This window comes from Streptomyces sp. NBC_00019 (assembly GCF_045041015.1).
GTDB lineage: Bacteria > Actinomycetota > Actinomycetes > Streptomycetales > Streptomycetaceae > Streptomyces.
In genome coordinates this window covers 1,945,182-1,958,903 of sequence record NZ_CP108302.1, presented here as the reverse complement: position 1 = coordinate 1,958,903, position 13,722 = coordinate 1,945,182, and the positions used below count along the sequence as shown (strand labels likewise).

At 71.7% G+C, this 13,722-nt stretch carries 13 protein-coding genes; 3 read left to right on the top strand and 10 right to left on the bottom strand.

The window, feature by feature from the left end; genetic code table 11:
- Positions 1-3 precede the first annotated feature (3 nt).
- Positions 4-1,173, bottom strand: coding sequence for a sensor histidine kinase (locus OHU89_RS09450; RefSeq protein WP_405641644.1), 1,170 nt, complete (start codon positions 1,171-1,173; stop codon positions 4-6).
- A 108-nt stretch (positions 1,174-1,281) separates the two neighbouring features.
- Here OHU89_RS09450 and OHU89_RS09445 point away from each other — a divergent pair, with 108 nt between their 5' ends.
- Genes OHU89_RS09445 through OHU89_RS09435 form a run of 3 tightly spaced genes read left to right on the top strand, consistent with a single transcriptional unit; the run spans position 1,282 to position 3,357 of the window.
- Positions 1,282-2,202, top strand: a complete 921-nt coding sequence (locus OHU89_RS09445) for an ABC transporter ATP-binding protein (protein WP_405641642.1) — start codon at positions 1,282-1,284, stop codon at positions 2,200-2,202.
- Position 2,203: 1 nt separating this feature from the next.
- Positions 2,204-2,929 carry an ABC transporter permease gene (locus OHU89_RS09440; RefSeq protein ID WP_405641640.1) on the top strand — a complete coding sequence of 242 codons (726 nt, stop codon included), beginning with the start codon at positions 2,204-2,206 and terminating at the stop codon, positions 2,927-2,929.
- 41 nt (positions 2,930-2,970) lie between these two features.
- Positions 2,971-3,357 (top strand): hypothetical protein, encoded by a 387-nt coding sequence (locus OHU89_RS09435; protein WP_405641639.1) that lies wholly within the window; start codon positions 2,971-2,973, stop codon positions 3,355-3,357.
- 4 nt (positions 3,358-3,361) lie between these two features.
- Here the strand turns inward: OHU89_RS09435 and mug are convergent, their stop codons facing one another.
- From mug to OHU89_RS09390, 9 genes are all read right to left on the bottom strand, one after another.
- The gene (gene mug, locus OHU89_RS09430; RefSeq protein WP_405641637.1) at positions 3,362-3,907 is read right to left on the bottom strand and encodes a G/U mismatch-specific DNA glycosylase; all 546 of its coding nucleotides are present in this window, start codon (positions 3,905-3,907) and stop codon (positions 3,362-3,364) included.
- 13 nt (positions 3,908-3,920) lie between these two features.
- A complete protein-coding gene (gene purB / locus OHU89_RS09425) occupies positions 3,921-5,363 on the bottom strand; it encodes an adenylosuccinate lyase (protein ID WP_365405743.1) in 1,443 nt (480 codons plus the stop codon).
- A gap of 83 nt (positions 5,364-5,446) precedes the next feature.
- Positions 5,447-6,229, bottom strand: coding sequence for an SGNH/GDSL hydrolase family protein (locus OHU89_RS09420; protein WP_405641635.1), 783 nt, complete (start codon positions 6,227-6,229; stop codon positions 5,447-5,449).
- A gap of 105 nt (positions 6,230-6,334) precedes the next feature.
- On the bottom strand, positions 6,335-7,348 hold the full coding sequence (locus tag OHU89_RS09415) for a hemolysin family protein (protein WP_405641633.1): 1,014 nt from the start codon (positions 7,346-7,348) through the stop codon (positions 6,335-6,337).
- Positions 7,345-8,688, bottom strand: a complete 1,344-nt coding sequence (locus tag OHU89_RS09410) for a hemolysin family protein (protein WP_405641631.1) — start codon at positions 8,686-8,688, stop codon at positions 7,345-7,347. The genes OHU89_RS09415 and OHU89_RS09410 overlap by 4 nt, the downstream gene beginning before the upstream one ends.
- A gap of 197 nt (positions 8,689-8,885) precedes the next feature.
- Positions 8,886-9,311: a GNAT family N-acetyltransferase gene (locus OHU89_RS09405; protein WP_405641629.1), complete on the bottom strand. Its 426-nt coding sequence runs from the start codon at positions 9,309-9,311 to the stop codon at positions 8,886-8,888.
- Positions 9,312-9,369: 58 nt separating this feature from the next.
- Positions 9,370-10,227 (bottom strand): LLM class F420-dependent oxidoreductase, encoded by an 858-nt coding sequence (locus tag OHU89_RS09400; protein WP_405641627.1) that lies wholly within the window; start codon positions 10,225-10,227, stop codon positions 9,370-9,372.
- Between the two features lie 76 nt (positions 10,228-10,303).
- Positions 10,304-12,871, bottom strand: coding sequence for an ABC transporter permease (locus OHU89_RS09395; protein WP_405641625.1), 2,568 nt, complete (start codon positions 12,869-12,871; stop codon positions 10,304-10,306).
- Positions 12,872-12,875: 4 nt separating this feature from the next.
- Positions 12,876-13,718, bottom strand: a complete 843-nt coding sequence (locus OHU89_RS09390; protein ID WP_405641624.1) for an ABC transporter ATP-binding protein — start codon at positions 13,716-13,718, stop codon at positions 12,876-12,878.
- Positions 13,719-13,722 lie beyond the last annotated feature (4 nt).

The window sequence follows — 13,722 nt, the reverse complement described above, 5'->3', positions numbered from 1 at the left end:
AGATCAGCGCAGCGGCAGCTCCACCCGCACCTGCCAGTCGCCCCGGTCGGGGCCGGTGTGCGCGCTGCCGCCCAGCAGGGCCGCGCGCTCGCGGATGCCGCGCAGACCGCTGCCCCGGCCCGGGCCGGGTATGTCGGCCGTCAGTGGATTGCGGACCTCCAGAGCGAGGCTGTCCTCCACGACCGCGATGCGCACCCGGACGGGGACGGCCCCCGCGTGCCGCAGCACATTGGTCAGCGACTCCTGGAGGATGCGGTACCCCTCGCGGGAGACCGGTGCGGGCAGCGTGTCGACGGGCCCGGTCAGCTCGGCGTCGACCTTCGCGCCGGAGGCGCGGGCGGACTCCAGCAGACGGTCGCAGTCCGTCAGCGTCGGCCGGCCGCTGACCGGCCGCTCGGACTCGCGCAGGATCCCGAGGACCCGTTCCAGGTCCTCCAGGGCCGCCCGGCCGGTCTCCTCGATCGCGCCCAGGGCACGGTCGGTGAATTCGGGATCACCGGCCGCGCGGGCGGCGCCCGCCTGGACGACGGCCACGGTCAGCGCGTGGCCGATGGAGTCGTGGAGCTCGCGGGCGATGCGGGTGCGCTCCAGGAGCTGCTCGGTGCGCTCCTCCAGGGCGGCCATGCGATCGGCCGGAGAGGGGCCCAGGAGACGGCGGGCGAGCGCGGTGATGAGCCGGCCCGAGCCGACCACCGTCACCGCCAGCGTGATCAGCGCCGGGGGCACGAGCAGGACGTGCCACCAGGCGTGGCCGTGGAGCGGGACCAGCAGGCCCTCCCCGACGTCACGGCCGAACGCCGACGCCACCAGGTCGACGGAGGCGATGAGCAGCTGGACGGTGAACACCGAGGTCGCGCAGCCGATCAGCAGCCGCGCCTCCAGCCATACGACGACCCGCCCCCGGTCGCCCCAGGTGGCGGACGGCGAGACGACGATGTCGGTGCCCGCGCTGTCATGCCGGTGACCGGTCAGCAACAGCCGGGCCTGCAGACCCTCCACGGTGCGCATCGCGGGCACCAGCCCGGCCGGAGCGAGGACCACGGCCGCCATCACCCAGGTCCACCACGCCTCCTGGATGAACAGCCACATGCTCGGCCACACGATCGCGATGAACAGATGCAGCAACCGTGTGTACGTCACCGCCCGGCCGAACGGGCGCAGCAAACGGACCATTCCGTCATCGTGCCAGCCGCCACTGACAGCGAGCCTCCCCCGCACGGGGGAGACGATCTCCACCCGCGGGGGAGGCCCCGCCCCCGCCCCACCGGCCAGGCTGCAGCCATGACCAGCATCGAAGTCCAGAACCTGACCAAGGAGTTCGGCACCCGACGAGCCGTGGACGACCTCACCTTCACCGTCCTCCCCGGCCGTGTCACCGGCTTCCTGGGCCCCAACGGAGCCGGAAAGTCCACCACCATGCGGCTCGTGCTCGGCCTCGACCGGCCGACGTCCGGCACCGCCACGATCGGCGGCCGCGCCTACGCCGGCCTCGGCGAACCCCTGCGCCACGTCGGCGCCCTGCTCGACGCACAGGCCGCGCACGGCTCCCGCACCGGCCGCGACCACCTGCGCACGCTGGCCGCGAGCAACCGCATCCCGGACAGCCGCGTCGACGAACTGCTGGAGGAGACCGGCCTCGCCCCGGTGGCCCGGCGCCGGGTGAAGACGTACTCCCTGGGCATGCGCCAGCGGCTCGGCATCGCGGCCGCGCTGCTCGGCGACCCCGAGGTGGTCATGCTGGACGAGCCCTCCAACGGCCTGGACCCCGAAGGCATCATCTGGATCCGCGGCCTGCTGCGCCGGCTCGCGGGGGAGGGGCGCACCGTCCTGGTCTCCAGCCACCTCATGAACGAGACCGCGTCCTTCGCCGACCACCTCGTGGTCCTCGGCCGGGGCAGGCTCCTCGCCGACACCCCGATGCGCGGGTTCATCCACGCACGCGTGCAGCCGCGGGTACGGATCCGCACCACGGACCCCACCACCCTCAAGGCCGTCCTGGCCGAACACGGTCACGACGCCGCCGAGCACGAGGACGGGCACTGGACCGTGCACCACGCGCGCGTGGACGAGATCGGCCGCCTCGCGTCCGCCGCGGGCATCCCGATCCTCGAACTGACCGCGGAGGAGGGCACGTTGGAGCAGGCCTATCTGGACCTCACCTCCACCGAAGCCGAGTTCACCGCACAGCCGCAGGAGGCCTGACATGTCCTACGCACCCGTTCTGCACGCCGAGTGGCTGAAGATCCGTACGCTCCGCTCGCTCCTCGGGGCGCTGTTGGCGCTGTTCGCGGCGACCACGGCGTTCTCCGCGCTCGCCGGCGCCTCAGAGACGTCCGACCCCGACTTCGACCCGCTGTTCACGGCGTTGTCCGGGGTCGCGCCCGGTCAGATCGCCGCGATCTCCTTCGGCGCCATGGCCGTGTCCTCGGAGTTCCACGGGGGCGCACTGCGGCTATCGCTCGCCGCGGTGCCGCGGCGCGGACGGTGGTACGCGGCCAAGCTGACCGCGATCGCCGTACCGACCCTGGTCGTCGGGCTGATCACCGCCCTGGCCGCGCTCCTGGTCGCGAAGGCGGGCCTGGGCGACGCGGCGAGCGGTCTGACCGCCGGTGAGCAGACACGCGGCGTAGTGGGCTGCGGCCTCTACCTCATGCTGATGGCGCTGCTCGCGGCCGGCCTCACGGCCCTGCTGCGCAGCGGGGTGGGCGCGCTCTCCCTGCTGATCCCGTTCGTCCTCGTCGTCTCGTTCGTGATCGGGGACGCGGTGGGCGGCGCGACGGACTTCCTGCCGGACCGGGCGGGGCAGGTGGTCCTGTACGAGACCTACGACGGTCGGATGGGGCCGTGGGCGGGGCTGGGGGTGACCGTGCTGTGGACGGCGGCGGTACTGGTGGCGGGCGCGTGGAGCGTGCGGCACAGGGACGCCTGACGGCACGCCAGTTGTCAGTGGGACCCGGTTTACTGGATCACATGGACATCGCGAAGGACCTCGCCCTGATCGACGCGCTGTGCGCCCGGGACTTTCCCGCGGGGCACAGTGGCTACCACGCCGCGTGGTTAGGGCCCGGGGACTGGCCGGACGCGAGTGATTGCTACGCCTACGAGGCGGCTGTCGTCGAACGGTTGACGCACAGGTGGGGGGAGCCGTCCCGCTGGGGGTCGGTCACACTCCAGGAGCGCATCGCACGGGGTGAGGTCATACCCGAGCCCTGGGCGAGGCTCGCTGCCCTGGCGGTCGACCTGCGTACGTGGGACATACCCGGCAGCGACCGCCGGGTCACCTTGGCGGTGGCCGACCGGAACGGCGAGGATCAGCCTCAACTCCGGGTGTTCGTCACAGACATCGACCCACCGTGACCCATCAGGCCTGCGCCGCCACCCGCAACCGCCCGAACTCCTCCGCCATCGTCGCCGCCGTCCAATGCGCGTTCAGTCCGCTCGGATTCGGCAGCACCCACACACGCGTGTCCCCGAACGTCCGCTCCTGGGGACCCACCTGGGCCTTCTTGTCGTCGAACGCCGCCCGGTACGCGGTGACCCCGACCACCGCCAGCCAGCGGGGCCGCAACCCCGCCACCTTGAGCGCCAGTTGCCGCCCGCCCTCGCGATACTCCTCCGCGCTCAGCTCGTCCGCCCGCGCGGTCGCCCGTGCCACGACGTTCGTGATGCCGAGCCCGTACGACAGCAACTCCTCCTGCTCCGACGGCTTCATCAGGCGGGGCGTGAACCCGGACAGGTGCAGGACCGGCCAGAAGCGGTTGCCGGGGCGGGCGAAGTGATGACCCGTGGCGGCAGTCATCAGACCCGGGTTGATGCCGCAGAACAGCACGTGGAGACCGTCCGCGACGACGTCCGGTACCAGACGGTCGCGGGCGGCCTCCAGCTCCGCGGGGGTGAAGCGCGTCATGCCGTGCGGCGGATCAGAGGATCGCGCCGGGCGTGTATCCGGCGGCCTCCGGGTGCTGCTTCACGATCTCCTCGATCCGGCCGACGACCACACCGACCTGGTCGGCCGCGGCGCCCGTGAAGGACAGCTTGTCCGCCATCAACGCGTCCAGCTGCGCCCGGTCGAGCGGGATGCGCTCGTCCGCGGCCAGCTTGTCGAGGAGCTCGTTGCGCTCGGCGCCCTGCTCGCGCATCGCGAGCGCGGAGGCGACGGCGTTCTCCTTGATCGCCTCGTGCGCGACCTCACGGCCGACGCCGGCACGCACCGCGCCCATGAGTACCTTGGTGGTGGCGAGGAACGGCAGGTAGCGGTCCAGCTCGCGGGCGACGACCGCCGGGAAGGCGCCGAACTCGTCGAGGACCGTCAGGAACGTCTCCAGCAGACCGTCGAGCGCGAAGAACGCGTCCGGCAGCGCGACCCGGCGCACCACCGAGCAGGACACGTCGCCCTCGTTCCACTGGTCGCCCGCCAGTTCGCCGGTCATGGACGCGTAGCCGCGCAGGATGACCATGAGGCCGTTGACGCGCTCGCAGGACCGGGTGTTCATCTTGTGCGGCATCGCGGAGGAGCCGACCTGGCCCGGCTTGAAGCCCTCGGTCACCAGCTCGTGCCCGGCCATCAGCCGGACCGTCTTGGCCAGCGAGGACGGCGCCGCCGCCAGCTGCACCAGCGCGGTCACGACCTCGTAGTCCAGGGAGCGCGGGTAGACCTGGCCGACCGAGGTGAACGCCTGCGAGAAGCCCAGGTGCCGGGCGATCCGCTGCTCCAGGTCCGCCAGCTTCGCCGCGTCGCCGCCGAGCAGGTCGAGCATGTCCTGCGCGGTGCCGACCGGGCCCTTGATCCCGCGCAGCGGGTAGCGGCCGAGCAGCTCCTCGACCCGGCCGTGGGCGACGAGCAGCTCGTCGGCGGCGGTCGCGAAACGCTTGCCGAGGGTCGTGGCCTGCGCGGCGACGTTGTGTGAGCGGCCGGCCATGACCAGCTCGCCGTACTCGCCGGCCAGCTTGGCCAGACGGGCCAGGACGGCCACCGTACGGTCGCGCATCAGCTCCAGCGAGAGCCGGATCTGCAGCTGCTCGACGTTCTCGGTGAGGTCGCGCGAGGTCATGCCCTTGTGGACGTGCTCGTGCCCGGCGAGGTCGTTGAATTCCTCGATCCGCGCCTTCACGTCGTGCCGCGTGACCTTCTCGCGCTCGGCGATGGAGGCCAGGTCGACGGTGTCCAGGACACGCTCGTAGTCGGCGATCGCCGCGTCCGGCACCTCGATGCCGAGGTCCTTCTGGGCCCGCAGCACGGCGAGCCAGAGCTGCCGCTCCAGCTTCACCTTCTGCTCGGGCGACCAGAGCGTGGCGAGCTCGGCGGAGGCGTAGCGTCCGGCGAGGACGTTCGGGATGCGGGGCTTGGCGGGAGCGGAAGTCACGTGTACGGATTCTACTGGCGATTCGTGCAGGCCAGCGCCACGGATAACTTCGGCGGAACCTACGAGACCTGCGTCACGCCGAGTTACGCGGCCGGCCCCTCGTAGGGCAGCAGGTCGGGCCGCTTCGCCGGCAGTCCGTCGCCCGAGGAGCGGCCCGTGAGACGGCGGCCGATCCAGGGGAGCAGGTACTGCCGGGCGAACCGGGCGTCCGCGACCCGTCGCGCGGCCCAGCCCGGCGGCAGCGTGGCCGGCATCGGCGTACGCCACTCGGTGTCCTCGGGGTCGTAGCCCAGTGTCTGCCAGACGGCCTCGGCGACGCGGCGGTGGCCCTCGGCCGTGAGGTGCAGCCGGTCCACGTCCCACAGGCGCGGATCGCCGAGGGACGGCGCCCCGTACAGGTCGACGACGATCGCGCCGTGCTTCTCGGCCAGCCCGTCGACGCACTCGAAGAGCTCTTCCATGCGCGGCCGGAAGCGTGCCAGGACCGGCCCCTGGCGGCCCGGGCTGCGCATCAGCACGAGCTGCTCGCAGGACGGGGCGAGCCGCTCCACGGCCTCGGTCAGCAGAGCGCGTACACGCCCCATGTCGCACTTGGGCCGCAGGGTGTCGTTCAGCCCGCCCACCAGCGTGATCACGTCGGGCCGCATGGCCACTGCTACATCGACCTGCTCCTCGACGATCTGCTGGATGAGCTTGCCGCGCACCGCGAGGTTGGCGTACCGGAAGCCGGGCGTCACCGCGGCCATCCGGCTGGCCAGGACATCGGCCCAGCCCCGGTAGGAGCCGTTCGGGAGCCGGTCCGACATGCCCTCGGTGAAGGAGTCGCCGAGGGCGACGAGGCTGGTGTGTGTGGGGTTCTTCTCCATGGCGGAGAAAATGCTAACCCGTTCACATACCCGGCGGTCGGTCGGCCTCCCCGGACCTCCGACCGGGCCCCGCCCGGACCCCCGCCCAGACCCCCGGCCGGGCCCTCACGCCCGCTGCCCGAACAGCTCCCGCAGCACGTCCTCCATCGTCACCAGCCCCGCCAGCCGCCCGTCGCCCCCCAGCACCGCCGCGACATGCGTACGACTGCCCCGCATCGCCGTCAGGACGTCGTCCAGCGGCGTGCTCTCCCGCACGCGCGCGATGGGCCGCATGTCCCGGACCTGGAACGCCAGATCCCGCGGGGAGGCGTCCAGCGCGTCCTTCACATGCAGATAGCCGAGGATGCGCCGTCCGTCGTCCACCACCGGGAACCGGGAGAACCCGGACTCGGCCGACAGTCGCTCCAGCTGCTCCGGAGTGACGCCCACGCGCGCGTAGACGACCCGCTCCAGCGGGAGGACGACATCGCGCACCGGTCGGCGGCCCAGTTCCAGGGCGTCGTGCAGCCGCTCCCGGGTCCGGTCGTCGATCAGGCCCGCCTCGTCGGAGTCCTTGACCAGCCGGGCCAGCTCGGCGTCCGAGAAGGTCGCCGTGACCTCGTCCTTGGTCTCGACCCGCAACAGCTTCAGCAGGGCGTTGGCGAAGGCGTTGATCGCGAAGATCACCGGGCGCAGGCCCCGGGACAGGGTGACCAGCGGCGGGCCGAGCACCAGCGCGCTGCGCACCGGCTCCGCGAGCGCGATGTTCTTCGGCACCATCTCGCCGAGCAGCATGTGCAGATACGTCGCCGCGGCGAGCGCGATCACGAACGACACCGCGTGCCCGGCGCCCGTCGGCACACCGAGCGCGTGGAACACCGGCTCCAGCAGGTGCGCGATCGCCGGTTCGGCGACCACACCGAGGATCAGCGTGCACAGGGTGATGCCGAGCTGCGCCGCCGCCATCAGCGCGGACACATGCTCCAGACCCCACAGCACGCTCTTGGCGCGCCGGTCGCCCTCCTCGGCATAGGGCTCGATCTGTGAGCGCCGTACGGAGATCAGCGCGAACTCGGCGCCCACGAAGAAGGCGTTGACGACGAGGGTCGCCAGACCGATCAGCAACTGGATCGCGGTCACTTCCCGGCCTCCCCTTCGAAGGATTCGGATGTGTCGTCGAGCGGAGCGTGCAGCAGCACGCGCGCGGCCCTGCGCCCGGAGGCGTCCACCACGTCCAGCCGCCATCCGGCGACCTCCGCGGTGTCGCCGACGACCGGGATACGGCCGAGCTCGGTCGCCACGAGGCCGGCCAGGGTCTCGTAGGGGCCCTCGGGTGCCCGCAGGCCCACGCGCGCGAGGTGGTCGATGCGTGCCGAGCCGTCGGCCGAGTACAGGACGCGGCCCTCGTCGTCGGTTCCGGCCGTGGCCAGGTCGGGTGTCTCGTGCGGGTCGTGCTCGTCACGGACCTCGCCGACGACCTCCTCGACGATGTCCTCCAGCGTGGCCACTCCGGCCGTACCGCCGTATTCGTCGATCACCACGGCCATCGTGCGTTTGCCGGACAGCCGGTCGAGCAGCCGGTCCACGGTCAGCGACTCGGGGACGAGCAGCGGCTCGCGCATCAGCTCGGAGACGGGGACGCGGGCCCGGCGTTCGGCCGGGACCGCCAGGACGTCCTTGATGTGCGCGGTGCCCACGACCGAGTCGAGGTTGCCGCGGTAGACCGGGAACCGGGACAGGCCCGTCGCGCGCGTGACGTTCGCGACGTCCTCGCAGGTCGCCTGGGCGTCCAGGGCGATGACCTGCACGCGCGGCGTCATCACGTTCTCCGCGGTCAGGTCGGAGAGGTTCAGGGTGCGTACGAAGAGTTCGGCGGTGTCGGCCTCCAGCGCGCCCTCCTTGGCGGAGTGCCGGGCCAGGGCGGCGAGCTCCTGCGGCCCGCGCGCGGCGGCCAGCTCCTCCGTCGGCTCCACGCCGAAGAGACGCACGATCCGGTTCGCCGTGTTGTTGAGGTGGGTGATGAAGGGCCGGAACGCCGCGCTGAACCAGCGCTGTGCGTTGCCCACCCGCTTGGCCACGGCCAGCGGCGAGGAGATCGCCCAGTTCTTCGGCACCAGCTCGCCGACGACCATCAGGACGACGGTCGACAGAGCCGTACCGAGCACCAGCGCGACCGACGAGGCCGCCGAGCTGGAGATGCCCAGCGACTCCAGCGGACCGGCGATCAGTTTGGCGATCGACGGCTCGGCGAGCATGCCGACCACCAGGTTGGTGACGGTGATGCCGAGCTGTGCCCCGGAGAGCTGGAAGGTCAGATTGCGTACGGCCTTCAGGGCGCCCGACGCGCCCCGCTCGCCGCGCTCCGCGGCCCTTTCCAGGGCGCCCCGCTCGACCGTGGTCAGCGAGAACTCGGCGGCGACGAAGGCACCGCAGGCGAGCGAGAGCAGGATCGCCACGAGCAGGAGGAGCACTTCGGTCATCGGGTCACCTCCGTCCCATGATCGGACAGGGTGCGGGGTATCGCGCGATCTCGCGTACTACTGGGAGGCTCGCCCATGGGCGGACGCTCACACCTTTCATCGGAGGACCGAGTGGTCCCCCAATGTTAAAGGACCGGCAAAGGGGGGGGGCGGACGGTGAGGCGCCGCTCCGACCAGGCGTGGGGCGCGTTCCCCGATCAGGCGGTGAGGTGCTTCACCCAGCGCCGCCACTTCTCCTCGGGCGCGTACCCGGAGGCCCGCCACGCATGCTGCCCCGTCTCGTTGCGCACCAGCACCATCGCGTCCGCCCGGCGCCCGCCGAGCCGTACGAACCGCTCCTCCGCGGCCGTGAGCAGCGCCGAGCCGATGCCCTGGCGGCGCCGCTCCGGGTGCACCGCCAGCCGGTACAGATGGCAGCGCCAGCCGTCGAAGCCCGCGATCACCGTGCCGACCAGCTCCCCGTCCCGCTCGGCCAGGATCAGCGCCTCGGGGTCACGCGCCACGAGCCGCTCCACGCCGTCCCGGTCGTCGCTGATGCTCGTGCCCTCGGCGGCGGTCTTCCAGAAGGCCAGTACGGCGTCGAGGTCCGCGGGCGCGGCGGCGCGAATGTGCAGTGCAGTCATACGGCGATCCCATCACGCACGCCGGACGGATATGCGCCGAATTTCAGCATGCGGACGGTCACTTGCCGCCGAGCTCCGCGACGACCGGAGCGAACGCCTCCATGTACGGCTCCAGGACGGTCAGGTAGGTGAAGCCGTACGCCTCGCGCTGGGCCAGCACCTGCGCGGTGATCTGTTCCAGGGTGCCGACCAGGAGGATGGGCAGCTCCAGCGCCTGCTCCACGGTCGCGTCCGGCACCCGTTCCACGAGCGGTGCCACGGCGGCCGCGCGGTCGTCGGTGACGGCCACCAGCTGGATGAGGAGGTTCAGCTCGGCCGGTTCCTTGCGGTCGGACGCCAGCTCCTTGTACCGGGCGAGACGTGCCGCGAAGTCCGCGTTGGCCATCGGCACCAGCTTTCCCTCGGTGCTTCCCGGCACCAGGATCGCTCCCGTGAAGGCCGCGATGTCGGCGTGCTCGGCGGCGAGCCCCAGCATCCGCTCGCCGTTGCCGCCGAGCATCAGCGGCACCTCCGAGTCCAGCAGCCGCCCCAACTCCTCGACGGTGCGCTGAAGATGGTCCACGCGCGCGCGTGGCGAGCCGAAGGGCAGCCCGGCCGCGTCGTGCTCCGCCTGTACGTACCCGGTGCCGAGCCCGAGTTCGAGGCGCCCGCCCGTCAGCGCGTCGGTCGTGGCCACCTCGCGCGCGAGCAACGCCGGGTTCCAGAAACCCGCGTTGAGCACGAACGTGCCCAGCCGCGGCCGTTCGGTCGCCCCGGCCGCCGCGACCAGCGCCGGGAACGGGGCGGGCATGCCCAGATGGTCGGGGACCAGGATCACGTCGTACCCGAGCTCCTCGGCCCGGCGGCACTTGGCCCGCCACTCCTCGGCGGGCGCGGGATCGGTGAAGCTGACACCGAAGCGGAACGGACGCGGCATGAACTCTCCTCGTTCGCGGGCGACTTGAGATCACACCGATTCCATCACCCGCCGGCGACGGCCGCCACCGCGCTCCTCACTCGTGCGCGATGGCCGCCAGCACGTTCATCCGTGACGCCCGCAGCGCCGGCAACAGCGCCGCCACGACACCCACCACCGCCGAGCCGACCACGACCGCGACGATCGTGCCCCAGGGGATCGCCAGCGCCGACATGCCCTGCAACGCCAGCACCTGCTGGACGCACACCCCCCACACCAGGCCCAGCGTCAGCCCGAGGACCGCGCCGAACACCGCGATCACCACCGACTCCAGACGGATCATCCGGCGCAGCTGACGCCGGGCGAGCCCGATGGCGCGCAGCAGCCCGATCTCCCGGGTGCGCTCCACCACCGACAGGGCGAGGGTGTTGACCACGCCGAGCACGGCGATCACGATCGCGAGCCCGAGCAGTGCGTACACGAGGTAGAGCAGGACGGCGATCTGGTCGTGGACCAGGTCCTTGTAGTCGGCGATGTCACGCACCTGGACCTGCGGATACGGGTCGAGCGTCTTCTCCAGGTTCGCGCGCAGCTTGTCCGAGCCGGTGCCGGAGGCGGCGTTCACGTAGAGCCCCGAGTCCTGCCCGCCGGGCGCGTACCGCTGGAGCGTGTCCAGGCCGAAGTAGATGCCGCCCTGCGTCCCGAAGCCCTCGGCGGACTCCTGGTCGGTGAGGGCGCCCACGGTCAGCTCGGCCGTCTTCCGGTTCTGGAACTCCACGGGGATCGTGGAGCCGATCCGCACGTCGTGGTCGCGCGCGAAGTCCGCGTCCATGGCGATGCTTCCGGAAGCGAGCGCGGCCGCGGTGTCGCCCTGTGCGTACTTGATGTTGGCCACGTCGTCGAGCTGCGGGTCGTAGGCCGCCGCGGTCGTCTTGACGCGGTCGCCGTCCGGCAGGCGTACGGCGACCGGGGCGAACTGCGAGCGGACCACGAGCCCCACGCCGTCCGTGTCGCGGACCCTTTCGGTGACCTCCTGCGGGAAGGGCACGAAGTTGCTGTTCTGGATGACGAAGTCGGCGCCCAGCGTGTCGTCGATCTGCTGGTCGAAGGACTTGGTCATGGAGGCGCTGGCGACGGACATCCCGCCGACCAGGGCGAGTCCGACCATCAGCGCGGCCGCGGTGGCGCCGGTGCGGCGAGGGTTGCGCAAGGCGTTGCGCTGGCTCATCCGGCCGATCGAGCCGAACAGCGCGGGGAACGCCCCGCCGAGGACACGGATCACCGGGCGCACGAGCAGCGGTCCCGCGATCACGGTGCCGATCAGCGTCAGAACGACACCGAGGCCCAGCAGGGACGCCGCCGACGACGTGTCCGAGGAGAGGACACAGCCCAGCAGGGCTGCCGCGCCGGCCCCGAAGACGACGCCGCCCACCAGGGCGCGCACCTTCAACGGCCGTCCCACGCCCGCGATCTCGGCGTCCGCCAGCGCGGCCATGGGCGAGACACCGGCCGCGCGCCGGGCGGGAAGGTACGCCGCCACGAAGGTGACGCCCACGCCGACGACGTACGCGGCGACCGGGGTACCCCAACCGATCACCATCTCGCTCGACTTGATGTTCATACCGAGCGTGTTCATCAGCGCGATGAGCCCGGCGGCGAGCCCGATGCCGGTCGCGAGCCCCAGCGTCGAGCCGACCACACCGAGCAGCATCGCCTCGGTCAGCACCGAGCGGCGCACCTGACGCCGATCGGCGCCCAGCGCCCGCAACAGGCCCAGTTCCCGGGTCCGTTGGGCGATGAGCATCGAGAAGGTGTTGACGATCAGGAAGACACCGACGAGGACGGCGATGCCCGCGAAGCCGAGCATGACGTACTTGATGACGTCGAGGAATCCGCCCAGCGACTCGACATCGGACTTGGCCTGCTCGTCGGCGGTCCGGATCTCGTAGTCTCCGGTGCCGACCGCGGCGGCCACGCGCTGCTTCAGCTGCGCGTCGCTCACGCCGTCCTTCGCGTCCACGGAGATGCCGGTGGCCGCGTCCGCGTCGCCCAGCAGCTTGGTCTGCGCGGTCGGGGTGTCCAGGAAGAGCAGGGTCGCCCCGGGGTTGGTGGTGGTGAACGTGGCGATACCGACGAGCCGGACCTTGAAGGTGCCCTGCGGTCCGATGACACTGAGCGTGTCACCGATCTTCAGGTCCTTGCGATCGGCGGACTCCGAGTCGAGCAGGGCCTCGCCCGCGCCGTGCGGGGCATGACCCGAGGTGAGCTCGACCGGACTGCGCGGACCCGGGCTCCAGTCGGTGCCGATGGTGGGGGCGCCGGTGGTCGAGCCGACCGCCTCGTTCTTGCTGTCGGCGACGGTGATGTTCTGGACCTCGGCCTCCAGACGCGCGTCGGCGACCCCGTCGATCCGGGACACCCGGTCCAGGAGCGAGGCGGGCAGGGTGGCCGTCATGCCGGAGGGGATCGCCTCGTCCAGCTCCTCGCGCGGGCTGACCGTGACATCGGGCGCGGTCGAGGCGAAGAGCCGGTCGAAGGTGCGGCTGAGCGTGTCCGAGAAGATCAGGCTGCCCGCGACGAACGCCACGGACAGGACGACGGCCAGCGCGGACAGCAGCAGCCGTCCCTTGTGGGCGAGGAAGCTGCGGAGCGTCGCCTTCAGCACGGCCTCAGTCCTTGTCGAGGGAAGGGGCGTCCGAGGGCGCGGCTCCCGGTGGCGGGCTCTCCTCGTGGTGCCCGCGGATCCCGTCGAACCGCTTCATGCGTTCCAGGACCGCCTCCGCCGTGGGCCGCACCATTTCGTCCACGATCCGTCCGTCCCCGAGGAAGAGGACCAGGTCGGAGTGGGCGGCGGCGCCCGGGTCATGGGTGACCATGACGACGGTCTGGCCCAGTTCGTCGACGGCCTCGCGCAGGAAGCCGAGGACCTCCAGACCGGCCCGCGAGTCCAGGTTGCCGGTCGGCTCGTCCGCGAAGATCAGCTCGGGCCGGGAGGCCAGTGCCCGGGCACACGCCACGCGCTGCTGCTGGCCGCCGGAGAGCTGGGCGGGTCGGTGCTTGAGCCGGTCCCGCAGCCCCAGGCTGTCGATGACCTGGTCCAGCCACTTCTCGTCGGGCTTCTTGCCCGCGATGTCCATGGGCAGGGTGATGTTCTCGGCCGCGTTCAGGGTGGGGATCAGGTTGAACGACTGGAACATGAACCCGATCCGGTCCCGGCGCAGCCGCGTCAGATCACGTTCCTTCAGCCCCGTGATCTCGGTGTCGCCGAGCCAGACCTGGCCGGCCGAAACGGTGTCCAGCCCGGCCAGGCAGTGCATCAGCGTGGACTTCCCGGACCCCGACGGACCCATGACCGCGGTGAACCGGCCGCGCGCGATCTCCACGTCCACCGAGTCCAGGGCGATCACCGATGTCTCGCCCGAGCCGTACGCCTTGGTCAGACCGTGGGCGCGGGCCGCGATCCCGTCGGCCGACGCACGGCCCGGGGCGTGCTCCGCAGCAGGTGTGGACAAGGCC